At 41.0% G+C, this 23,794-nt stretch carries 19 protein-coding genes; 12 read left to right on the forward strand and 7 right to left on the reverse strand.

Translation table 11 applies throughout. The features are described from left to right. Nucleotides 1-96: 96 nt before the first annotated feature. Complete coding sequence (locus KO534_RS00255) at nt 97-624, reverse strand: DUF2062 domain-containing protein (RefSeq protein ID WP_215926018.1); 528 nt, start codon at nt 622-624, stop codon at nt 97-99. A gap of 52 nt (nt 625-676) precedes the next feature. Between KO534_RS00255 and KO534_RS00260 the strand changes: the two genes are divergently transcribed. From KO534_RS00260 to KO534_RS00290, 7 genes are all read left to right on the forward strand, one after another. After that, nucleotides 677-2,965: a DNA internalization-related competence protein ComEC/Rec2 gene (locus tag KO534_RS00260; RefSeq protein ID WP_215925981.1), complete on the forward strand. Its 2,289-nt coding sequence runs from the start codon at nt 677-679 to the stop codon at nt 2,963-2,965. Nucleotides 2,966-3,035: 70 nt separating this feature from the next. After that, a complete protein-coding gene (msbA, locus tag KO534_RS00265) occupies nt 3,036-4,808 on the forward strand; it encodes a lipid A export permease/ATP-binding protein MsbA (protein WP_215925983.1) in 1,773 nt (590 codons plus the stop codon). Next, on the forward strand, nt 4,805-5,815 hold the full coding sequence (gene lpxK, locus KO534_RS00270; RefSeq protein WP_354667890.1) for a tetraacyldisaccharide 4'-kinase: 1,011 nt from the start codon (nt 4,805-4,807) through the stop codon (nt 5,813-5,815). The genes msbA and lpxK overlap by 4 nt, the downstream gene beginning before the upstream one ends. Then, a complete protein-coding gene (locus KO534_RS00275; RefSeq protein ID WP_215925985.1) occupies nt 5,815-6,027 on the forward strand; it encodes a Trm112 family protein in 213 nt (70 codons plus the stop codon). The genes lpxK and KO534_RS00275 overlap by 1 nt, the downstream gene beginning before the upstream one ends. A 71-nt stretch (nt 6,028-6,098) precedes the next feature. Then, on the forward strand, nt 6,099-6,854 hold the full coding sequence (gene kdsB / locus KO534_RS00280) for a 3-deoxy-manno-octulosonate cytidylyltransferase (protein WP_215925987.1): 756 nt from the start codon (nt 6,099-6,101) through the stop codon (nt 6,852-6,854). Between the two features lie 9 nt (nt 6,855-6,863). Continuing rightward, nucleotides 6,864-7,526, forward strand: a complete 663-nt coding sequence (locus tag KO534_RS00285; protein ID WP_215925989.1) for an SDR family oxidoreductase — start codon at nt 6,864-6,866, stop codon at nt 7,524-7,526. Continuing rightward, on the forward strand, nt 7,504-8,745 hold the full coding sequence (locus tag KO534_RS00290; protein WP_215925991.1) for a winged helix-turn-helix domain-containing protein: 1,242 nt from the start codon (nt 7,504-7,506) through the stop codon (nt 8,743-8,745). The genes KO534_RS00285 and KO534_RS00290 overlap by 23 nt, the downstream gene beginning before the upstream one ends. Before the next feature lie 8 nt (nt 8,746-8,753). Here the strand turns inward: KO534_RS00290 and KO534_RS00295 are convergent, their stop codons facing one another. After that, complete coding sequence (locus tag KO534_RS00295) at nt 8,754-9,125, reverse strand: glutathione S-transferase N-terminal domain-containing protein (protein WP_215925993.1); 372 nt, start codon at nt 9,123-9,125, stop codon at nt 8,754-8,756. A gap of 240 nt (nt 9,126-9,365) precedes the next feature. On the opposite strand from KO534_RS00295, the gene KO534_RS00300 reads away from it, so the two are divergent. Both KO534_RS00300 and KO534_RS00305 read left to right on the forward strand, forming a co-directional pair. Further along, nucleotides 9,366-9,596: an RNA-binding S4 domain-containing protein gene (locus KO534_RS00300; protein WP_215925995.1), complete on the forward strand. Its 231-nt coding sequence runs from the start codon at nt 9,366-9,368 to the stop codon at nt 9,594-9,596. Between the two features lie 143 nt (nt 9,597-9,739). After that, on the forward strand, nt 9,740-9,898 hold the full coding sequence (locus KO534_RS00305) for a YqaE/Pmp3 family membrane protein (protein ID WP_215925997.1): 159 nt from the start codon (nt 9,740-9,742) through the stop codon (nt 9,896-9,898). A 52-nt stretch (nt 9,899-9,950) separates the two neighbouring features. On the opposite strand, the gene KO534_RS00310 is transcribed toward KO534_RS00305, so the two are convergent. The 4 genes from KO534_RS00310 to ppk2 all read right to left on the reverse strand — a co-directional run bounded on the left by KO534_RS00310 (nt 9,951) and on the right by ppk2 (nt 13,137). After that, a complete protein-coding gene (locus KO534_RS00310) occupies nt 9,951-10,757 on the reverse strand; it encodes a sulfite exporter TauE/SafE family protein (RefSeq protein WP_215925999.1) in 807 nt (268 codons plus the stop codon). A 27-nt stretch (nt 10,758-10,784) separates the two neighbouring features. After that, nucleotides 10,785-11,447 (reverse strand): energy-coupling factor ABC transporter permease, encoded by a 663-nt coding sequence (locus KO534_RS00315; protein WP_215926001.1) that lies wholly within the window; start codon nt 11,445-11,447, stop codon nt 10,785-10,787. 17 nt (nt 11,448-11,464) lie between these two features. After that, nucleotides 11,465-12,271, reverse strand: coding sequence for an exodeoxyribonuclease III (xthA, locus tag KO534_RS00320; RefSeq protein WP_215926003.1), 807 nt, complete (start codon nt 12,269-12,271; stop codon nt 11,465-11,467). 95 nt (nt 12,272-12,366) lie between these two features. Next, the gene (gene ppk2 / locus KO534_RS00325; protein ID WP_215926005.1) at nt 12,367-13,137 is read right to left on the reverse strand and encodes a polyphosphate kinase 2; all 771 of its coding nucleotides are present in this window, start codon (nt 13,135-13,137) and stop codon (nt 12,367-12,369) included. 93 nt (nt 13,138-13,230) lie between these two features. Between ppk2 and recC the strand changes: the two genes are divergently transcribed. The 3 genes from recC (at nt 13,231) to recD (ending at nt 22,577) form a co-directional block, all read left to right on the forward strand. Beyond that, a complete protein-coding gene (gene recC / locus KO534_RS00330; RefSeq protein WP_215926007.1) occupies nt 13,231-16,698 on the forward strand; it encodes an exodeoxyribonuclease V subunit gamma in 3,468 nt (1,155 codons plus the stop codon). A 71-nt stretch (nt 16,699-16,769) separates the two neighbouring features. Beyond that, complete coding sequence (gene recB, locus KO534_RS00335) at nt 16,770-20,570, forward strand: exodeoxyribonuclease V subunit beta (RefSeq protein ID WP_215926022.1); 3,801 nt, start codon at nt 16,770-16,772, stop codon at nt 20,568-20,570. Between the two features lie 6 nt (nt 20,571-20,576). Further along, nucleotides 20,577-22,577, forward strand: coding sequence for an exodeoxyribonuclease V subunit alpha (gene recD / locus KO534_RS00340; protein WP_215926010.1), 2,001 nt, complete (start codon nt 20,577-20,579; stop codon nt 22,575-22,577). Nucleotides 22,578-22,597: 20 nt separating this feature from the next. Here recD and KO534_RS00345 read toward each other — a convergent pair whose 3' ends face one another. After that, on the reverse strand, nt 22,598-23,569 hold the full coding sequence (locus KO534_RS00345; RefSeq protein WP_215926012.1) for an integron integrase: 972 nt from the start codon (nt 23,567-23,569) through the stop codon (nt 22,598-22,600). Nucleotides 23,570-23,794 lie beyond the last annotated feature (225 nt).

Raw genomic sequence — 23,794 nt, forward strand, 5'->3', positions numbered from 1 at the left:
AATAGTGTGGAATTAATGATCACATTAATCGCGTGTAAATTGAAAATAGAGCGTGGACATATTCTAGGCCGTTGTCTGGCAGCTAGTGATTGTGCATCATCTGGTTGTTGGAAAACGTTTCTGAATCCGCTGTTTCCATGCCTTTTTGACTGATAATCGCCACAGATAATTTAAACTAACATACCCGATGGCACTAAATACTAAAGAACAAATTATACATCCAACGATAAATGCAGGACCTATGGTTTCAATACTTTGAACAACCCAGTCCCAATTTAGCTCAAAAGTAAATTTTCTTTCTGGTGAGCCCAGCACAGTTGTGCCTACTAAATAGGCGCCGTAAAAAATAGGAGGCATAGTAAACGGATTAGTGATCCATACTGTTGCCACTGATAATGGCAAATTTACTCGCAGTGGAATTGCCATAGCTGCGGCTAACCACATTTGAAAAGGTATTGGCCAAAAGGCAAAGAATAAACCTACTGCAAAGGCACCAGATGCAGAGCGTCGGTTCAAATGCCAAAGATTAGGATCATGCAGTAAAGTACCAAATACAGAAAGAATTTTTTGGTCTTTAACTTTTTGGGGGCTAGGCAGAAAGCGCTTAATAAACTTTTTCAGAATAGTTCTCTATACTTTAATTTCATGCAGCAACGGATCGCATATACCAGTAACAATGGACAGTAAACTTCTCAGTTTCATAGCCGCTTCGTTCACGTCGTTATTGTGGACTAGTTTGCCTTCCATCGATATCACTATATTAATACTATTTTGTACTTGCCTAATAATAAGAAAATATCAACACCTAGGTTGCTTTTTACTCGGCATAGTCTGGATGGCGAGTGTAGGGCATTGGCAATACACTTTGCAACTATCTTCCGAACAAACTAGTCGAGCAATACAAATAATAGGCGAGGTAAAGAGCGTCGTTATTGCAGATCAAAATATTCGTTTTAATCTGCGGGTCACACATATTGAAGGTAAGGCGCTAATGTTTTCGCGAACATTCCGACTAAATTGGCGTAATCCTGGGTGGCAAGTACAACAGGGCCAAAAGGTTAAACTTACCGCTAAAGTCAAACCGCCTCATGGTTTAGCCAACGAAGCGGGATTTAACTATCAACAATGGTTGTTGAGCGAAGGGATCGTTGCCACCGGTTACGTTAAATCACACCCTGAAAATCAACTGATGGTGGATGATAAAAGCGTTAGGCAAAGGTTACTAAATCAAATGTTAGAGTTTGATTTATCTAATAGTGCTTGGCTTGCTGCCATTACCTTTGGTTATCGCGGATTATTGCAACCGGCAGATTGGGTTTTAGTGCAAAACACTGGAGTGGCACATTTAATTGCTATATCAGGTTTGCATTTGGCGTTGGTCGCGAGTCTTAGTTATGTATTGATAGGTTGGATAGCGGGTGCATTGATTAGTAGGTATAACTCTTTACATTTTATCAATCTGCATAATTTAGCTATGTTGTTAACCCTGTTGACTACCCTAAGCTATTCCGCATTAGCAGGGTTTGGGTTGCCAACTTTACGAGCATGGTTAATGTTGCTTTTGTTTTCTGTGTTTTTCTTGAGAAATAAAAGCCTGAGGCCCAAAAGTCTGATTCTATGGGCCCTATGTGCTTTTATTTTAATGTTTCCACTTAGTCTGTTCGGGCTTAGTTTTTGGTTGAGCTTTTCAGCGGTGCTGATTATCTATTTTATATTTTGGCGCTGGCCAAGCAACAAAGATGGCTTTTCGCTAATGGCTCTATTGTTAGGTTTGCTCAAAATTCAACTATGTTTGGCACTTTTGATGCTGCCCTTAGTGGCTTGGCAGTTTTCCTACGTATCGTTGGTATCGCCTGTAGTTAACTTAATAGCGGTACCTATAGTCACTATGATTTTAGTTCCTATATGTATCACCGCGGTCGTTAGTTTGGCGTTTGACCCTCAATGGGCATTGCAATTATTTTTGGCTGCGGATTTTATTATAGAGTACGGACTAAGATTTCTTGATTTCGCACTCACTCTCAATGGCGCTTATTTCAACTTACCTAAACTTCCGGCTCTAGTGTGGCTCTTGGTGTTCGTATTTGTGGTATGCCTATGTTTACCGAGTTTTTGGTTGAATAAAAAATACTTATGGCTACTTTTGTTACCTCTAACGAGCTATGTATTTACCCCACAACTGAAAACTTGGCAGATAGATATTTTAGATGTGGGGCAGGGAGTAGCGGTATTAATAACTAAGAATAACCGCGCGATAATTTACGATGTTGGCGCCAGTTATCCATCAGGTTTTAATATGGCAGACAGTGTGTTGTTGCCACTTTTACAGGCACGGGGATTAACTAGTAATGTTGATTTTGTGCTGCTTAGCCATGGTGATAATGACCATGCAGGCAGCTTGCCGCAGTTACTAAAAGGTATCAAACCGCCTCAGGTGTTAACCAATAAAACACACTGTCAAAAAGGTCTGAATTTAAAGTGGCAAGGGTTACGCGTTACTGCGCTTTGGCCTGATGATGCCCATAAGTACAATGATAATAACGGTTCCTGTGTGATTAAAGTATCTGATAATTTCCATAGTGTTTTATTGCCAGGCGATATTGATACAGGTATAGAAAAACAGCTCGTAAATATGTTTCCAAAACAATTACAGTCCGATATTTTACTCGCTCCCCATCATGGCAGTAATACTTCGTCCTCTAGTGAGTTTATAGGTACAGTAGGGGCTGAATATGTCATATTTAGCCAAGGCTTTATGAATCGTTGGCGGTTTCCAAGGCAAGAGGTGGTGAACAGGTACAAAGTGTCCGCTGAACCAAGGTTATTTAGCACTTCTCAATCAGGCCAAGTCTCGTTTTTTATTGAATCAAATTCGTCGGCACCTATTATAGTAAAAACCTTCAGACAAGATATGTATCCCTATTGGTACGCTAATTCGCTCGGATTACAGAAATTACCAGATTGATAGTTGGGGAATTTGGCCCTAACAGTTACACTACCAAGGTATTTAAACTTCTTCAGATAATTATCATTTAATGAGCAAACAAAGCAATTTAGACAATAAAGTTCCAAGCAACATTTTCAAACGGTTTCGTGTATACCTCAAAAATTTCAAGTTAGCGTTCTTAATCGCAGTGATTGGCATGATTGGTTATTCAGTGATAGACGTCTTAGTGGTGGCTCAACTTAAACCCATAGTGGATGATAGCCTTGGAAAAGGTAACTATGAATACCTGAGGTTAGCGGCTTATTTTATCGTGCCTATTTTTATTCTGCGGGGCATTCTTAATTTTCTTGGCACATATACAGTGGCGTGGATTGGAAACAACGTAGTAATGCAAATGCGCCAGCAGCTTTTTAATCAATATATTCATTTACCCGTAGCCTTTCATGATACTCATGGGACCGGTAAGTTAATATCTAAGGTCATTTACGATACCGAGCAGGTTTCGAATGCTGCTGGAAAAGCCCTACTGACCTTAGTAAGGGATGGCGCCTTTGTTATAGGTTTGCTGATTGCGATGTTTTATTATTCGTGGCAGTTGTCACTGATCTTTATATTAATCGGTCCTTTGGTGGCTGTTATTGTGTCTGTTGTGAGCAAACGTTTTAGGGTGGTGAGTCGACGTATTCAAGACGCCATGGGGAATTTAACCTCTGGAGTCGAACAAGTGATTAAAGGTCACAAAGTGGTCTTGATGTTTGGCGGGCAAACCCTCGAAGACAAACGATTTGCAGATAGAAATAACCATAATCGCCAGCAAAATATGAAATTAATAGTGGCGAGAATTCTCAGTGTGTCTTCAATCCAAGTGATAGCCTCTATTGCATTAGCGGTTGTGCTGTATGTCGCTAGTTTTCCAGATTTAGTGGAGTCTTTAACGCCTGGTGTATTTGTTAGCGTCGTTGTATTTATGACGATGTTATTAAAGCCGTTAAAGCAGCTCACCACTGTTAATAGTGAATTTCAAAGAGGCATGGCCGCCTGCCTAAGTATTTTTGAAGTGTTAGATCAGGATGTTGAAGCGGATAAAGGTATTCACCGTGTGGACAGTGTAAAGGGCCAAATTGAGTTTGATAATGTGACTTTCCATTATCCCAATAAAGAGGCCGCTGCCCTTAACAATATGTCTTTTTTAGTTAAGCCCGGAGAGACTTGCGCGTTAGTAGGACGTTCTGGTAGCGGTAAATCAACAATATCGAGTTTGCTTACACGCTTCTATGATAATCAAACTGGTGAAATACGTTTAGATGGGGTGTTGTTAAGAGATATTCCTCTTAAAGACTTACGTCGGCAATTTGCGTTAGTGTCGCAACATGTTGTGTTATTTAACGACACTATTGCCAACAATATTGCCTATGGCTCAGAAAGTAGCGTTAGTCGCGAACAAATATTAGCGGCGGCGAAAACGGCCCATGTAACAGAATTCTTGGAACAATTACCCGATGGTTTAGATACCGTGGTTGGTGAAAACGGCTTTATGTTGTCTGGCGGCCAGCGGCAGCGCTTAGCCATTGCTAGAGCGTTGTTATTAGACGCGCCTATTTTAATATTAGATGAAGCCACTTCTGCCTTGGATACTGAGTCTGAAAGGCTAATCCAAGATGCACTCGATCAATTACAACAAAACCGCACCAGTATTGTAGTAGCCCATAGATTATCGACAATCGAAAATGCTGACTCCATTTTAGTGATTGAGGCTGGGGAAATTGTCGAACAAGGTAATCACCCCAGTCTATTGGCTCAAAATGGTGCCTATTCGCAGTTGTATAATATGCAGTTTGGTGAGGAGCCCGTGGTCAAGTGAGTTGGATAGACAATATGTGGTATTCACCTAGTTGGTACCACTGGCCCGTTATAGTCTTATTATTACCGTTGACCGCCCTGTTTTGGGGATTGTCTGGGTTACGAAGGGGGTTATTTCGACTTAAACTAAAGTCATCTAGTGAAATTTCTGTCCCGGTAATAGTGGTCGGTAATATAAGTGTAGGGGGCAATGGTAAAACGCCTCTGGTAGTCTATTTAGCTAAACGTTTAAGGCAAGAGGGATACTACCCCGGTGTATTAAGTCGAGGATATGGGGGAGAAGGAGCCAGTTATCCAATGACGGTTGATGCCGACAGTTCCGTGGTGATGGCAGGGGATGAAGCAATATTAATGCGCCGCCATATTAATTGTCCGTTAGTGGTGGATCCCAATCGTCCAAGAGGCGCGATGCAACTTGTAGATAAACATAAATGCAACGTAATTATTTGTGATGACGGTTTACAACATTACGCCCTAAATCGAGACATTGAAATTGTAGTGATGGATGGTCAGCGACGTTGTGGTAATCAATTGTTATTGCCCGCAGGCCCTTTACGTGAAGGTATTTGGCGTTTAAATGCAGTCGACTTTTTAGTGTTAAACGGTGGTACGGTGATCAATGCTGAGTATTTGATGTCGCTAGAGTCGGGGAGACTAATAAATGTCAAAAACCCCAATAAAAGTATACCCATAAAAAGTTTAACTTTGCCAATCATTGCACTAGCAGGAATTGGCAACCCGCAGCGCTTTTTTTCTCTTTTACAAAAAAAGCAAGTCAAGATAAAGGAGCAAATTAGTTTCGTAGATCATCATGTTTTTAGAGAAAGTGATATACCTGATGGTCCTGTGATAATGACAGAAAAAGATGCTGTAAAATGTACCCAGATAGCACATGATGATTGCTGGTATTTACCTGTTAGTGCTAGTTTAACTAAACAATTTGAATCGCAACTTTTGCATAAATTAAAGCTTGTTGCCGCGAATAAAAAACAAAGTAAGAGAAAATAATGGCCTTTGATAAAAAATTATTAGATATTTTAGCCTGCCCCGTATGTAAGGGTAAATTATTGTACCAGAATGAGCAGGCTCAGCTTATCTGTAAATTTGACCGCTTAGTTTATCCAATCCGTGAAAATATTCCGGTGCTATTGGAATCTGAAGCCAAACAAGTGTCGAGTGATGAAATGGAACTGCTGTTAAAACACTTAACATTTTTGTAGGCCTTATATTTATAGCATCTTATAAAGTTGTTTTAGCTTTCTACGGTTATATATTTTGAAGAGATTTAAGTATGCAATTTAGTGTCATAATACCTGCACGTTACGCCTCTACTCGTTTTCCTGGCAAACCTTTAGTAGAAATACAAGGTAAACCAATGGTGCAACATGTACATGAACGTGCGCAAGAGTCTGGCGCCAGCAATATTGTGGTGGCTACAGATGATGTAAGAATTGCCAAAGCCGTGAGTGATTTTGGTGGTAAATATTGTATGACAGGCGCACATCACGAATCCGGCACTGAACGTTTGGCGGAAGTAGTGGATTTACAAAACATGTTGTCCCATGAGTTAGTTGTTAATGTACAAGGCGATGAGCCGTTTATCCCCGCCGAGAATATCCTACAGGTAGCAGAGAATCTGCATAGTCATCAACAAGCTGAAATGGCGACATTAGCAGTTCGCATCACCGATGTTGAAGACGCTTTTAACCCTAATACTGTTAAAGTGGTGATGGATAAGCAAGGTTATGCCATGTACTTTTCTCGATCGACTGTCCCTTATGACAGAGCACGTTTTCTAGATTCTGATTGCATCGATGAAATAGGTGACTTTTACTTTAGACATATTGGTATTTATGCCTATCGCGCCGGATTTATAAAACAATATGTGAATATGTCTCCTTCTGGTATTGAACAAATAGAGTCTCTCGAACAACTTCGAGTGTTGTGGCATGGTGAAAAAATACATGTGGAAGAAGCCAGAGTCACACCACCTATTGGTATTGACACCCCAGAAGATTTGGTAAAATTAATAGCGAGTCAAAAATAAGGAATTTTTATGGCAACTGTCGTGATAACCGGAGCCAATCGAGGTATTGGTTTAGAGTTTGTAAAACAATACTTGGCCAACGGAGACAAAGTTTATGGGCTTTGTCGTAATACCAGTGATGAACTCAGTCAATCGAATGCAAAGGTGATAGATAAGGTTGATGTAGGTAGCCCAGAGTGTCTAGAAAAAACACTGTCTTCACTTAGTGATCTAAAAATCGATCTATTGATCAATAACGCAGGAGTATTGGCAAACGAGTCGTTAGAACATATGTCACCCATTACCCTTGAGTATCAATTTAGAGTGAACGCAATGGGGCCATTGTTGGTGACTCAGATGCTTAGACAACAATTGGTTAAGGGAGCAAAAGTAGCATTAATTACTAGCAGAATGGGGTCGGTAACCGACAATACTTCTGGAGGACGTTATGGTTATCGTATGTCTAAAGCTGCTTTAAATATAGCGGGAGTGTCCTTGGCTCATGATTTAAAGGCACAAGAAGTAGCGGTTGCTCTGTTACACCCTGGCTACGTGCAAACCGATATGGTGAATAATCGCGGTGATATTGCTAGTAGCGTCGCCGTAGAGCGAATGATGCAACGAATTGAAGAGCTAAACCTAACCAATACAGGTAGCTTTTGGCATTCAAATGGCGAAGTGTTGCCTTGGTAACTTTGTCATCTTACCTCTTATTGAACTCACCCAGAAACAGGCCTGTAAGTTAGCCCTTGTTAGTCAAGGGCTACATAAAAACAATCCCTTTGGGCAAGGTCTCACAGGTGTAACCGCTACCTTAAAACAACTCAGCTATGTTCAGATAGATTCTATCTCAGTGATCCAACGGGCCCATCATCATTGTTTGTGGAGCCGCGTTAAAAATTATCAACCTGAATTTCTTGAACAACTCATTGCACAGCAACAAATCTTTGAATATTGGTCCCATGCTGCTGCGTACCTGCCAATGCAAGACTACCGTTTTTCATTACCTAAAAAACGCGCCGTCGCTTCAGGCGAGAAACATTGGCGCGATAAAAATCCTATTGCGGAAAAGCGAGTCTTACAAAGAATTAAGCAAGAAGGTCCTCTGCGTGCTGCCGATTTTGAACACAAAGGCAACCACAAGAGTAGTGGCTGGTGGGATTGGAAACCCGATAAAGTGGCCTTAGAACAACTCTTTATTGAAGGTGAGTTAATGGTTGTAAAAAGGCTAGGTTTTCAAAAGGTTTATGATTTAACTGAGCGAGTGTTACCATCCTCAATAGACACCACAGTTCCTACTGTTAGAGAATACGAGCGTTATTTAATAGAGCGTTATTTGTGTGCCCATGGTTTTGCGTCAGCCCAGCAAATTAGTTACTTACGCAAAGGGATGCGCAGTCAACTAACCGAAACCTGCCAACAAATGCTCGAAAACAAAGAGTTGCAGCCAATAACTGTTGGAGGTAAAGCGTATTATGCGCTCCCCAATGCCACTGACTTACTGAAACATTCGATTAGCCGCGATCAAGTGCATATATTGTCACCATTCGATAACCTAGTGATCCAACGCAAACGACTCTCCGATATCTTTGGTTTTGATTATCAAATCGAATGTTATGTGCCAGCACATAAAAGGCAGTATGGTTACTTCAGTTTACCCTTGTTATGGGGGGCGCAATTTGTGGGGCGAATGGACGCTAAGGTAGATCGTAAAACCCAAGTCCTATATATTCAAAATTTGCATTTAGAAACCAACAAAACTGAAAAGTTTATAGAGGTATTGAAGCCAGTCTTGCTAAGTTTTATGGAATTTAACAGTGCAAATCAAATACAAGTTCGTCAGGTGACGAGTCAAGTCTACTTACAGGGAAATACAATAGCAGACGTTAAAAAACGCCTGCAAGCCTTTTAATTTAGGTTTTAGGCAAATCTCTTTTGAAGGTAAGCAATAATTTCAGAAGATTCATACAACCATTGGGTTCCGTCTTCATTTTCAATACGTAAGCACGGAGTTTGCACTTTGCCTCCTTCGCGAAGCAACTCTTCTCTAAAAGGAGAGCCTTGTGAGGCATTGCGTTTAACAATTGGCAGATTCATTTTATGCATGGCTCTACGAGTTTTGATGCAAAACGGACACGCAAAAAACTGATATAAAGACAATTTTTGTAATTCTAGCTCTACTTGTTGTTGCGCTTGGGCACTACGTTTTAGTTTTGAACCACGGGTGACAAAGTCAATTGCGGCAATTAAACCACCCAATAAGTTACGAATAAGGTTAATCAATAGTTTCATCTATACAGCTCGGTGAATATGGAAAATAAAAGTCAAACGCGATTATAACCTTTACCTGTACATCTTTAAACTTTGCTGGCTCGGGGTATATCAAAATCAAAGGTATTCAGGATGTTAAACTATAAAAGTTAGCACCAGTATCTAGTGTCCATGAATAAAGTAACTGATAAGATCCGTTGCGAATATTTAAAAGATTAGTTGTGGTAGTGAACCTAAACAAAGATAAGGGCGAAACAAAAAGTGTTAAAGAGTACAACAAAAACTATTGAAATATATGCGGAGCCCATAGCACTTTATCAAATATTGAAATTTGAAGCCTTGGTATCCAGTGGTGGCGAAGCAAAAATTGCTATCGATGAAGGACGAGTGTCCGTGAATGACAAAATAGAAACCAGACGCCGTAAAAAAATAATGTCAGATGACATTGTCGAATTTGAAGGCGAACGATTTAAGGTGATTCTGAAGCAATGAGCTTTACCCTGTAATCCTATGTTTTTTTAGGTACAAAAAATAAGCTCTGCACAACATTTCGACATCTAGATATTGTGTACTTGGACAAAATCCAACAGAATGTAACCAGTTCAATAATACAATAAACAAAAAAGAGGAACACCATGAGTAAACTAATACTGATTATTTTGGCTATATTTTTACCACCTATTGCGGTCTTTCTAAAAAGTGGCGTAGGTAAAGATTTACTAATCAATATACTTTTGTGCTTATTATTTTATGTACCAGGCATAATTCACGCTTTATGGGTATGCACCAAATAGTTTGATGGTATAACGAGGCAGCTGCGGATATTCGTGAGCTGCTGTTTTATTCTTACAGTAAAACATTCAATAACATTCTTACGCTTAATAAGACTAACAACACTGAAAATATCTTCTTAAGTACCATTACTGGCAATCTAGTCGACAATTTCACCCCAAGCGGCGCCATAATAAAACCACATATTGAAATAATAATGACACTAGGAATGTGCACAAAACCAATGATCGCCTGATTATTGGCCAACTCTTCCACATTGATATGCCCGTTAATGGCGTAACCAATAGTGCCAGAAATAGCGATCGGAAACCCAATTGCTGCTGAGCTTCCAATGGCACGTCTCATCTCGATTCCACGACTCATTAAATAAGGCACGCTTAACACCGCGCCGCCAATTGCCACTAAGGTCGAAATACTGCCAATTCCTAAGCCCGCTACTTGTGGCGGTATGTGGGATTTTTGGGTTGGAACTTGTTGTTTGTTAAAAAACAGCCTTAAGGAAATACTCAACATAAACAGTGAAAAGAATATCGCCAGGGCAGTAGTGTTTATAATGGGAACCAAAAAGGAGGTAGATATGGCCCCCACTATTATCAAGGGCACCATTGATTTTACATAGTGCCAGTCTAGGTTATGATTTTTGTAATGGCTAAAGGCGCTAGAGAAGGTAGTGGTAATAATTGAAGCCATAGAGGTGCCAAGTGCAAGGTGCACAGCGTGACTAGGAACAATGTCGGCAGACAAATACATGGTGGTTAACATAGGCACTAATATACCGCCGCCGCCGACACCCAATAAGCCAGCAGCAAAACCTACTACCATACCAAGTACCGCTAATTGAATGATAAATTCTGTAGTCACTAAAACGTCTCGTTGAGTCCCTAGGGATTATTGTTTATCTAAATACAATTTATCGTAAAAGGTATAGACCCACTGTGGTTTGTAGATTATCAATAGGGTGATAGTCATGCCGTTAAACATGGCTTCGGGAAATAGCATCAAGGTACTAAGAACTAAATAATTGTCTTGAATAATCTGCCAAGTATATAAGCCATCAAGATAAAAGTAGCCACTTAAAACCAACATTTTTAACCCTATCGACAAAGCGCCAGGGATGAAGGCGCAAAGAAAAATGTATATAAAAATGTGCCTAGGTAACTTGTGAAAAGTAAAACTATAAATTCCGTAGGTGAGGGCAATAGGGACCAAAACCCCTAACAAGAAATTTACCCCTAACATATCGACACTCTCTTTGCCGAATAAGGTAACACCCAGTAGTGCTAGCGAAGCACTAAATATGGCCCACCGAAACCCTAACAACAAAGGAAGGGCAGACAACCATAAAAAATGCACAGTTAGCCCTTCGTAAATACCGGCTCTGAACATCCACAAAATAAACAGGCTAGCGGCACTACCAAACACAAGGTGTTGGCATTTTTTATCTGATAGAAGTCGCGAAAATATGAGTTTTTTCGTAACTAAATAACCAATCACTAAACTCACTACTATAGCGGCTAGTTGTAAGTTAGTAATATGTGCAGTTTGCTCCACAATGATCTTACCCTAGTTTACTTAAACACAGACCATATTGGGGCATGATCAGAGGGTTTTTCAATGCCTCTTAATTCATAGTCTACGTCGGCCTCTATTAGCTTGGCGTGTAACTTAGAGGTCGCTAAAATTAAATCTATTCGCAGTCCGCGATTATCGTTAAAACCTTTTGAGCGGTAATCAAACCAGCTATATTTTTGCGACTCTTGCGGATACATATCTCGAAACCCATCGGTAAATCCCCAGTTAATAAGGGTATTTAGCCATTCCCGCTCTTCGGGTAAGAAGCTACATTTTTTGGTTTGCAACCAACGTTTACGATTTGGCTCACCAATACCAATATCTAAATCAGTATGAGATATATTGACATCGCCCATGACAATCACATTTTCATCAGGGGTGTGATATTCGTTCAGGTAAACCATGAGATCTTGATAATACTTTCGTTTCGCTGGGTATTTAGTTTCGTGCATTTGGTTTTCACCTTGCGGGAAATAACCATTTAATACTCGTACTGTTTCGCCGTTTTCCATGGGGTAACTTACCATGATCATTCTACGCTGCGCGTCTTCGTCATCAGTAGGGAAACCGTATTGCACCTCCAATGCCGCTTTTTTGCACATCATAGCTACGCCGTAATGACCTTTTTGGCCGTGGAAATAAACGTGGTAGCCCATGGCTTCGACATCCGCGACAGGGAATTGATCGTTGTGCACTTTTATTTCCTGCAGGCCAATTATGTCTGGTTGATGTTTGTCGATTAATGCTTGCAATTGATGAAGGCGAGCACGTATGCCATTGATATTAAAAGAGATAACTTTCATTAAAGGGATCCAAAGGAAATAAATAAAAAGGCTCGGCAACACATATTGCCAGTGCACAACATGGTACCAAGAACTGCTGCTAAGCTAAACTGCATTTAGGTAAATTTTTGTGGAATGTGTCTTTGGTGTTTATGGGGTGGTCGTTGGTAATTTTTTTTATCGATTTCGGGCAATGTTATTTTCGGGTGTGTTATTGGTTGATAATCAATTTTCGATAATAAGTGGTCAATACAATTTAATCTGGCGGCTTTTTTGTCATCAGCATCCACGACAAACCATGGGCTTTTTTCGGTGTCGGTATGTGCAAACATGGCGTCTTTGGCTTGAGAATATTCCACCCACTTACTTCGAGAGGCAAGGTCCATATTCGAAAACTTCCAACGTTTTATGGGATCAGTCAAGCGTTTGTTAAAACGTTTTTCTTGCTCTTCATCTGAAACTGAAAACCAATATTTAATTAAGGTAATACCGGATGCTATTAATGTGTCTTCAAAGGCTGGACAGGTGTCTAAAAATTCTTGGTATTCTTTTTCAGTACAAAATCCCATGACTTTCTCGACACCTGCGCGGTTGTACCAACTGCGATCAAACAACACAATTTCACCCGCTGCAGGCAAATGCGCCACGTAGCGTTGAAAATACCACTGAGTGGTTTCTCTTTCAGTGGGTTTACCTAAGGCAACAATACGCACTATTCTAGGGTTAAGTTTGGCGGTAATGGTTTTAATTACTCCCCCTTTACCTGCAGCATCTCTACCTTCGAAAATGACCACAATCTTCTGACCGTTAAGTTGCACCGACTCCTGCAAGTGGGCTAGTTCGGTTTGTAACCTATCTAAGTGTTTTTTATATTCAGACTTATTCATGGACTCGATAAATATTGGTTAGAAAAGTATTTTAAATTTAAGTTTGATAGACTAAAACACTCAATCATTCACATCAAGAAGCCTAGCGTATTTATGCTGTATCTGGTTCAGTCCAACAAAATGGAATGCTTAGCTGAAAGCTTAATTAGTTGTTTACAGGATTCAGCACAGCAGGGAAGTTCAATATTTGAATCAGAGCAAATATTGGTACAAAGCCCAGGCATGTCACAGTGGTTAAAAATCCAAATAGCTGAGGAGTTAGGTATTGCAGCTAATATCGACTTTCCTTTGCCATCAAGTTTTATTTGGCAGTTATATCAACAACATGTAGCAGACCTACCCGAACAATCAGCCTTTACTAAACCCAATATGACATGGAAACTCATGTCGATTTTGCCTGCTATGTTGCAACAGGAGGAGTTTACGGCAATTAAACAATATTTGTCTGGATCCCAACCCCTTAAGTTGTATCAATTGGCCTGTAAAATTGCTGACGTCTACGACCAATATTTGGTTTATCGCCCAGACTGGATCTTACATTGGGAAGCAGGTCAAAACGACTTGCCTGATAGCAGCGACAAATCAATTTGCGAGTCTCATCCTTGGCAACCTGTTTTATGGCGAGCCTTAGTAAAGCATTCTGACAATTTGGGAGAATCGCGTTTTCATAGGGCTAATCTGCACCATACTTTGTTGGAAGCCTTGCAAAATGCCAGTAGCCCTCATAACAAAATCAACCAAAAACCCCTTATGGTGTTTGGCATTTCAGCCATGCCTATGCAGCAACTAGAGGTACTCAGTGCCCTTGCTGAATCACGAGATGTATTGATTTTTTGGTTTAACCCAAGCCAACATTACTGGGGCGATATTGTCGATAAAAAAACACAGGCTAAAGCGCAGCTTAAGGCCCTTGATAACGCAGCTTTGAAAGGTGAGGACTTTTTAGATATTGGCAATCCACTGCTTGCATCTTGGGGTAAGTTAGGTCGAGATTATCAAGATATGTTGCTGGGCTTAGAGTTACAACAGCAAGATTGTTTTATTGATATCCAAGCTACAAGTTTACTTGAGCATATCCAATCTGACGTCAACAACTTGCAGTTTAGGGCAACAGCTAACGAACTAGACGCCAGCGAATTGTTATCTAATGGGCAGCAGTACCCAAAAGTTGAACTAACCGAAACCGATATCTCGTTGCAAATACACGCCTGCCACTCAAAGGTTCGTGAGCTTGAAGTATTACACGATCAATTATTGCAACGTTTTAACGACAATCCCCATTGGCATCCAGGAGATGTGATAGTGATGATGCCAGATGTAGCGACCTACGCGCCTTTCATAGAAGGGGTATTTGGTGCCGTTGACAGTCAATTATCGATACCTTATGCCATATCAGATCGCAATGTCGGCCAAGTTTCGCCACTGTTAGCTAGTTTTTTACAATTGATGAAATTACATCAAAGTCGTTTAACTTTATCTGAAGTCTTGTCTTTACTGGAAGTACCCGCGATTCAACGTAAATTCGCCATCGACACACAAGAATTTGAGTTGCTACAACACTGGTTAATCGATGCAGGGGTGCGCTGGGGGTGGGACGAAAATGACAAACAGCGCTGGGACCTGCCTAGTGAACAACAAAATACTTGGGTGTTTGGGTTGCAGCGTTTATTAGCCGGGTATGCCATGTCGAGCGTTGAATTATACCAAGGCAATTATGGAGCAGTTTCGGCTTATGCAGACATAGAAGGTCAACAAGCCGTAGCTTTGGGTAAGTGTTATCAATTTACCGCAGTCTTATTGAAGGTATTAGCTTTTTGCCAAGAGTCTCAAAACCTACAAGGTAAAATTGAGCAAGGGTTGGTTTTATTGTCTGAGTTGTACGAAGCAGACGACACCGAACAAACTGATATGCAAGTGCTCAGAGAAACTCTCGAAAAAATGTTAGTCCATACTGAGCAATATACAGATGATATTGACCAAGACGTGTTTGTCAGTGAGTTACAGCAAAATATACAAGAAAAAGGCGTCGGCCAACGATTCTTAGCAGGCTACGTAAATTTTTGTACCTTAATGCCGATGCGTAGTATTCCTTTCAAAATGGTATGTCTACTAGGCATGAACGATGCCGACTACCCCAGGCAAAGTGTGCCTATGGGGTTTGATTTAATGCGTGTTGCGCCGGTTAAACGGGGCGACAGATCTCGCAGGTTAGACGACCGATACTTGTTTTTAGAAGCGTTATTATCGGCTCGAGAACAGTTGTATTTTAGCTATCAAGGATTTAGTCAAAAAGACAATAGCCCTTTGGCTCCTTCAATTTTGCTCAGTGAATTACTCGAATATTGCCAACAAGGTTTTTGTTTGACTGGGCAGTTAGGGTTAGCTCCTGAAGCAACCGAAAAGAACTTGCTAACATACTTAACGATCAAACATAAACTACAGCCTTTTTCTGAGGCCTATTTCGAGGTCAATAGCGAAACTAATCAAAGGGATTCTCAATCTATAAATGATTCTACGCGTCACATCAGTTTTAATCAGAAACAGCAAGCCATAGCCAAACAAATTCAGCAACCTTACGTTGATTTATTGTTTAACCCAGAGCCTTTAGTGACTTTGACAGAACAATCAAAACAGCTTGATTTAGAGGAGTTGATCCAGTTTTTTCAAAACCCAGCCAAAGCGTTTTTTATACAGCGTTGGCAAACGCGATTTTATCCATTAGGTCAGCAAAATAGCGATGAAGAGCCTTTTGCTTTTGACGGCTTAGACAGATATCAAGTAAATGAACGATTGGTGCAAGTTTCCCTTGAGCATATTGTTAGCTCAGATACCGACGAGAGTGATGACTCAGAAAAACTTGAACATCTAGGCCCGCTAAAAGACACACGAGCGATCAATGCAAACTTATTAGAGCAGCTAAAGGCTGAAGGCAAATTACCTGCTGGGCAAACGGGTACATTAGCCATGCGCCCGCTAACTAAACAAAGTGCTCAGCTTGCACAGCAAATTTGTGAGGTGAGTGAATCGAATAACACCTCTGAAAGTCTTGATATTGAATTACTGATTAACGACATCAGGTTAACCGGCCGTGTCGGTAATCTGGATGGGCGAAACTTAATACTATGGCGTACTGGCAAGCTAAGAGCAAAAGACAGAATCGCTTTATACCTGCAATGGCTGTGTTTGTGTGCACACGGCTCTAAATCAGGAACCAGTCATCAGGCGAGTCAGGCCTACTTTATTAGCACCGATAAACTTTATTCATTACCTAGTATTGAACAACACCGAGCAATTCAATTACTCGGTCATTGGCTGAAGTATTGGCAAAATGGTAGTACCCAATTATTACATTTTTACCCCGAAGCGGCATGGCAATGGGTCAACACCCAAGACCTAACTAAAACTATTGCTGAATTCAATGGCAATGATTTTGCTGCAGGCGAGGGCAGTGAAGCGCATATTCAAAGAGTATGCCCTGATTTATCTGTACATTTCGAGCCATTCAGTCAAGTGGCCGATGAATTACTGTTACCTTTGGTTGAGTTAGGAGACAGTAAATGAGTCAGCTATTTGATAATGATGCTAATGAAAACCCTATGTCTAACAAGATAAACCCAATATCATCACCGCAAATGCAGCCACTGGATACCTTAACCTTCCCTTTGTACGGCGCATCGTTAATTGAGGCCAGTGCAGGTACGGGTAAAACTTACACTATTGTCAATTTATACATCCGGTTGTTACTGGGTCACGGTTGTAAGCCCTTAGGAGTCGAACAAATACTGGTGGTCACCTTTACCAATGCCGCCACAGGAGAACTAAAAGAGCGTATACGGCAACGTTTGCGCCAAGCCTATTTAGCGTTTTTTGCTAAAACCAGTGACGATCCCTTTATTCAGCAACTTATCCAACAAAGCAACAACATAACATTAGATTGTCAGCGGCTAGCACTCGCCAGTAAACAAATGGATGAAGCCGCTGTGTACACCATTCACGGCTTTTGTCACAAGGCATTGACAGAGCATGCGTTTGAAAGTGGTGCCATGTACGAACAAAGCTTCATTCTGGATGAAAGCGAATGGTTACAAATGGCCAGTGAAGATTACTGGCGCAAGCATGTGGTGACCTTGCCACAGCAAACCTTGGAATTGTTGCTAAAGCTTTGGCCCACGCCCAGTGCCATGCTCAAAGATATTGGGTCTTTGCTTAGCCAACACGCAAAACCTTTTGAAACACAAGATATCGGCGCTGCTATTGCCAATGTTGAGCGATATGCCAAACAAGTGACACTGACTAAAAACTGGTGGCTGTCGAATGATGTTGCTCAGCAACTTAGCAAGGCAAATTTAAATGGCCGAGCCAAACTAGCAAAGCAGAGCACCTTGCAAGATATGCAGGTCTTTTGTCAAAGCGATTCATTACAAATTGATTTTGATAAAACCGGTTGGTTACTTTATGGGCCTGAACAAATACAAAAGGCCGCTAAAAAGGGCAGTGAAGATTTATCTCACTTAGATTTTAGCCAGTTTGAAGAACTACAAAGACAACTTGTTAATTGCCAAGATTACTTAGTGTTAGCCTTCAGTCAGCATGCTATGTCGGTAGTGTCGGCGAATCTTGAGTCACATAAACAAAGGCTACACTTGTTGTCGCCAGACGATTTATTAGCTGGGTTGCAACAAGCATTAAGTGTGCAAGCTGGCAATCAGAAAATACAGCAGGGCAGACAACAACCTGGCTCGTTAGCTGCGACCATTAGGAAAAACTTTCCTGCCGCCTTAATAGACGAATTTCAAGATACCGATCCTGTGCAATTCGAAGTGTTTCAAGGTATCTATGGCGTGTCTGAGGAGGGTGCAAATTCAGAGTCGTACCCTATTAGTCCGATAGAGCAGCAGTCCCCTTGTTGGATCATGATTGGTGATCCCAAGCAAGCTATTTATGCGTTTCGCGGTGCCGATATTTTTACCTATATCAAAGCCAAAGAATGGGTAGCAAGTGACAGACATTTTACGTTAGCCACCAATTACCGCTCGGCTCCGAAACTAGTTAATGCCATTAACCAGTTGTTTCAAAGCAGCAGTAAAGGTTTTTTATTTGAAAGGAGTATTCCTTTTTACCCCGTTGAAGCTGGTCGTGATTTTGCAGGTTTAACCGTACAAGGTAAGGTCATTGAAAGTTTAGATTTTCAACACTTGTGTAGCGAGCAAAACTTACCAATATCGGCTAACGATGCATCTTCGCAACTCGCTATTGCCACCGCCAATCAAATTGCTCAGTGGTTACACTTGGCCAAGAGTAATCAAGCGCAAATTGAAGGCCGCGCTATTACCGCTGGGGACTGCTGCGTGTTAGTGCGAAATCGAAACGAAGCACAAGTGATTAAAAGTGCTTTAGCTGGGGTGAATGTGGCCAGTGTGTTCTTGGCCCGAAAGAGTGTATTTGCTACGCAAATAGCCGTAGATGTATTTCGATTACTTAAAGCCTTAAGCCAACCTACCGATGAACGTTTATTAAAAGCGGCGCTAATGAGTGAGTTGTTTACCTTTACTGCCCAGCAGTTGGATGATTTATTCAACAACGAATCCAGTTGGCAAGATGTGTTAGAGCAACGTTATTACTGGCATCAAACTTGGCAAAAGCAAGGCGTTATAAAAGCGATTAACCAAGTGTTACAGTATTTTGATGTAGAACAAGGGTTGATTAAACATCAAGCCGATGGTTTAAGGCGCGTCACAGATTTACGCCATTTGACCGAGTTACTGCAACAACAGAGTTTGCAGTTAGTGGGTGAAGCTCAACTTATTCACTGGTTTGAAAGTTGTTTGTTAGAGCCAGACCATAACAGTGACAGCCAACAAATGCGTTTGGAAAGTGACGCCAATTTAGTGCAAATCATTACCTTGCACTCATCTAAGGGGTTAGAGTTTAATTTAGTTTTTATTCCTTTTGCCAGTAGCTACAAAACCGCACAACAAGCGTTGTACCATAACGACCAACAGCAACTCGAAGTTGATTTTTTACAAAAGGAACAAAACCTCGAAAAAGCCGATTTTGAGCGACTAGCAGAAGACATTCGTTTGTTTTACGTAGCGGTAACGCGGGCGGTGTATTATTGCTCGATTGGTGTGTGGAATGTGCAATTAGGTAAAAGCAAAAAAGTTTCGGGGTTTGGGCTATCAGCCCTAGGTTGTTTGTTGCTTTCTGCAAAAACTGAAGCAGGTCAAAGTGAACAGGCTGATCCTCAACAATCAATCACCGATCACCACATAGCCCAGCGTATTCAAGCCTTAGCGGATCACTGCGACATGTCTTATCGGGCTTTTACTCAAGTTCAACTTTTTCAAAGTGAAGAAAATACATACACTACCAGTATCCAGCCTATCGAGCTCAAGACCTTAACCCTTGCTAAACCTGTTGATAGAGCTTGGCGATTAACCAGTTATTCAGCTATCAGTAGTCAACAAGTACACTTAGATATGCCTGCGCCAGGGCAAGATGAAGGTCAAGACACAAGCCTCTTAACAACCGTTCAAGAAGAAGAGCTAGTACCACAATTGCCGCAAGAGGTAGCAGAGCAACACAGTCCATTTAGTTTTGAACGCGGCGCCAATGCGGGGTCGTTTTTACATGGCGTGTTAGAACACATCGATTTACAAAAGCCACGGCAATTAAGTGAAATCATCACGCAACAATCGACTTGGTTTGGAATTGACGAACAGTGGCACGGTTGTCTCGAAACCTGGCTAACCGATGTATTAGCTTCGCCGTTTCGCGACCCAGCACTGTCACAGAACAATACCCTCGGAGCGGTGGACTCAACCTCCTCAAACGCGCCATTGGCTCTGGACCAGTTATCGCCTCAGCAAATAAAAGTGGAAATGGAATTTCACATGCCATTACATCAAGTAAAGGTTAGCGACTTTAATCACATCATTAATCAGTATTTTAAACAATATTCGCGAGACTATCAGTTCGAACAACTTAACGGCATGATTAAAGGTTTTATCGACCTAATGTTCGAATTTGACGGCAAGTATTATGTGGCAGACTACAAGTCTAACCATTTAGGCGATAGTTATGACGATTATCACCAGTCGGCTATGGAATTGGCCATGACAGATCACGATTACCACTTACAAGCCATTTTATATACTCTGGCGTTACATCGTTGGTTGAAATATAAGTTAAGTCATTACGACTATTCGACTCACATTGGAGGCGCTTATTATTTGTTTATTCGCGGCATGACCCAATCAATACCAGGTAATGGTGTGTATTTTGTATTACCAGAACAAGCAATGATCGAAGAATTAGATGACTTGTTTGCAGGCAAACCACCGATAAAGGGTGAAACCAAAGGCTTTCAGTCAAGTGAGGAGCGCCATCCTAATAAAGCGCCTCAGACTCAGCAACAAATGGATTTATGGTAATAAGCAATGTTAATGCAAACCCTAACTAACCCAGCACTAAAAAACGCGCTACAACAATTGCTAAAAATGGCAAAAATTCGAGCGATTGACCTCGCTTTTGCAGATTTCATCTACGGTGAAGAAGCAGCATTAGCCGCGCCAGAACGAGATTGTTTAACCATACTCGCAGCATACGTTAGTGCCCAATCGGGAGCGCAACACACCTGTATTGACTTAAAAGCGATAGGTCAGCCGTTTTTAGGTATTTATGTCTTTCCTGAATTAAAAATGATGGAAAACAGCATCGAAAAGTCGCAATCATACGTGAACGTGGCCACAAATTTGGTGAAGTTAGATAAACAACAAGTTAAACCGCTGATAATACAAAACGGTAAGTTGTATTTGCAGCGATATTGGCAGTACGAGTCGCAATTGGCGGCTATTATTCGCGAAAAGTCGGCAAAAAGAATCGAATTAGAACTACCTAAAGCGCAACAATTATTACTTAGTTTGTTTGATACCCCTAAAAAACACCAGGAAATTGTAAACCAAACCCCCTCACTTGATTGGCAGAAAATAGCAGTGTGTATAGCTGCCAGCCAATCTCTGAGCTTTATTACAGGCGGGCCGGGTACGGGTAAAACGACCACAGTGACTAAACTGTTAGCCTTATTACAAGGTTTAGCGACGGCTCAGGGCAGTGCTGTTAAAACAAAGAGTCTTAACATTCAACTTGTGGCCCCGACGGGGAAAGCGGCAGCTAGATTGACCGAGTCGATTAGTGCAGCAAAACTCAAATTACCCCCCGCGTTGCAAATAAACCTACCAGAACAATGCCAAACTATTCACAGATTATTAGGCGCTAGGCCGCAAAGTCCTTATTTTAAAGCCAATGCGAATCATCCCTTACATTTAGATGTTTTAGTGTTAGACGAAGCCTCAATGGTCGATTTGCCCCTTATGGCTAAATTATTCGAGGCATTACCAAACCATGCCCAAGTCATATTGTTAGGCGATCAAGATCAACTGGCATCGGTCGAAACCGGGAGTGTGTTATCTGACATTTGTGCCGCTAGTTTTCACATTGATAATGAAGAGGCAACACTAGGCAAATACAGTGAAATGATGCAGCAGCAACTGTCAAATTTAATCTCTGTTGCCCCATTATCTAGCACAGAAACCACCATTGCCGATGCTAAGCAACACAGTGTTATTCGCGATAATGTTGTGAAACTAGTTAAAAGCCACAGATTTAAAGATAACAGTGGTATCGGTCAATTGGCCAAAACCATCAAAGCAGGGCAGGTTGCACAGTGCTTTGAGTTACTCAATAACGAAATGTTAACTGATATTCACTGGTATCAACCCACACAAACTACGCAACAAACAGTCGCTAACGAAGTACTCAAAGAGTTGATTGTTAACTTGTTACCTATTTATCAACAATACACTCAAGCTGTACATCAAGGTGAAATTAAACAGGCATTTAATTATTTAAATCAACAACAAGTGTTATGTGCACAAAAGAGCGGGTTTTGGGGGGTAAATCAGTTAAATGCGTTGATTGAGAACGATCTCCATAAACAAGGATTGATTGATAACAGTAGAGATTTCTACATCGGGCGTCCGGTTATGTTGTCAAAAAATGATCATCAACTTAAGTTATTTAATGGTGACATAGGCATAGTGATGCCAGACCCTGACAATTCGGCTTTAACTAAAGTGTGGTTTGTGACACCCGAAGGTGACGTGCGTGGGTTATTGCCTAGCCGCTTACCTAGTTTGGAAACCTTATACGCCATGACTATTCATAAAAGCCAAGGGTCCGAGTTTGAAGCGGTGTATTTATGTTTGCCACCTATTACCGCTAACAATCAAGGGCGTGGGCTTAATAGAGAGTTGGTTTACACGGGGTTGACTCGGGCTAAAAAATTGTTTTCGCTTTACGGTGAGAGTAAGGCACTAAGTTTGAGTGTGGGGCAGCAGTGTCTGCGGGGCAGTGGATTGGCCGAAAGGTTGTTGGAGTGAAGGTTTCAGGAAAAATGGGGTTATAACCTAGATAAAGGACTTACTACTGAATTTCCACCGCGTTGCAAAATATGAGTATAGATTTGGGTGGTGCGTAAGTCGGCGTGGCCTAGTTGGTCTTGCACTGTGCGAATGTCTGCGCCTGATTGTAAAAGGTGAGTAGCGAAGGAATGACGTAAGGTGTGCGGCGTGACTATTTTGTCAATTTGCGCTTTACGTGCAGCATCTCGAACAGCTCTTTGTACACTTGATTCGTCAATGTGATGACGACGCATTAGTTTACTTTCAGGATCTTTCGATAATCGAGCGGATGGAAAAAGATACTGCCAACCGATATTTTTGTTCGCCGATTGGTTTTTTATTCTGTAACGATGAGGTAACCAGACTCCTGCAAACTCTGGGTTAAGTATGTCAGCTTCTAGGTAATGTCTTACCAGTGATATTTGTTGCCTAAGTGTAGGAATTAGATTATCAGCTAAAGTGACAACTCGATGTTTACCGCCTTTACCGAACCAGACTTTGATTGATTTAAAATCAAAATCGATATCTTGAACTCTTAACCTTACACATTCCATCAAACGCAAACCGCTGCCATATAAAATCGAAGCTGCAAGCTTTTGACGCGCATTAATCACTGCAAAAAAACGACGAGTTTCATCAATTGTTAAAACTACAGGCAGTTTCTGTTGCCTATTACTTTTAACAAAGTTCAATTTTAAGGTCAGTGGCCGCTTTATGATATCTCGGTATAAAAATACCAATGCGTTTAATGCTGAAGATTGAGTATTGGCGGCGCAATCTTGATTGAGCACTAAATGGGATAAAAATGCTTCTACTTCGTTGTCATGTAAATAGGATGGGTGTTGTTTATTATGAAAAAGAATAAAACTGCGGACCCACTTTATATAAGTTTCTATTGTGCGTTTGGCATAACGCTTTTTATACATTTCTTCGGCGAACATAGTTAAAAAAGGTGAGGGTGAATTAGGCATAAATCGTACCTTATCTTATATGTATATTTATACAGTTATAGTTGTTATCACCCATAACAGCAAGTTCTTGGCAAAATGTCGGATATCAACAAAAGTGTTAATAGAAATCGAAAAGAAAACTTACCTATACAAAGACATAGGAAACATGTTAAAAATCACGAATGTATATATGCGACAAAATGCCGTGTTTAAACATCTCATTTTGTAAGAGATTAATATTGTTGA

It is taken from the genome of Paraglaciecola arctica (assembly GCF_018861065.1).
GTDB classification, from domain to species: Bacteria; Pseudomonadota; Gammaproteobacteria; order Enterobacterales; family Alteromonadaceae; genus Paraglaciecola; species Paraglaciecola arctica_B.

Excerpts from the sequence above, each read along its gene's own strand:
- kdsB (WP_215925987.1), top strand. The coding sequence starts at position 6,099 with ATGCAATTTAGTGTCATAATACCTGCACGTTACGCCTCTACTCGTTTT.
- KO534_RS00295 (WP_215925993.1), bottom strand. The coding sequence starts at position 9,125 with ATGAAACTATTGATTAACCTTATTCGTAACTTATTGGGTGGTTTAATT.
- KO534_RS00285 (WP_215925989.1), top strand. The coding sequence starts at position 6,864 with ATGGCAACTGTCGTGATAACCGGAGCCAATCGAGGTATTGGTTTAGAG.
- xthA (WP_215926003.1), bottom strand. The coding sequence starts at position 12,271 with ATGAAAGTTATCTCTTTTAATATCAATGGCATACGTGCTCGCCTTCAT.
- KO534_RS00345 (WP_215926012.1), bottom strand. The coding sequence starts at position 23,569 with ATGCCTAATTCACCCTCACCTTTTTTAACTATGTTCGCCGAAGAAATG.
- KO534_RS00290 (WP_215925991.1), top strand. The coding sequence starts at position 7,504 with ATGGCGAAGTGTTGCCTTGGTAACTTTGTCATCTTACCTCTTATTGAA.
- recD (WP_215926010.1), top strand. The coding sequence starts at position 20,577 with ATGTTAATGCAAACCCTAACTAACCCAGCACTAAAAAACGCGCTACAA.
- msbA (WP_215925983.1), top strand. The coding sequence starts at position 3,036 with ATGAGCAAACAAAGCAATTTAGACAATAAAGTTCCAAGCAACATTTTC.
- recB (WP_215926022.1), top strand. The coding sequence starts at position 16,770 with ATGCAGCCACTGGATACCTTAACCTTCCCTTTGTACGGCGCATCGTTA.
- KO534_RS00260 (WP_215925981.1), top strand. The coding sequence starts at position 677 with ATGGACAGTAAACTTCTCAGTTTCATAGCCGCTTCGTTCACGTCGTTA.
- KO534_RS00305 (WP_215925997.1), top strand. The coding sequence starts at position 9,740 with ATGAGTAAACTAATACTGATTATTTTGGCTATATTTTTACCACCTATT.
- KO534_RS00275 (WP_215925985.1), top strand. The coding sequence starts at position 5,815 with ATGGCCTTTGATAAAAAATTATTAGATATTTTAGCCTGCCCCGTATGT.
- recC (WP_215926007.1), top strand. The coding sequence starts at position 13,231 with ATGCTGTATCTGGTTCAGTCCAACAAAATGGAATGCTTAGCTGAAAGC.
- ppk2 (WP_215926005.1), bottom strand. The coding sequence starts at position 13,137 with ATGAATAAGTCTGAATATAAAAAACACTTAGATAGGTTACAAACCGAA.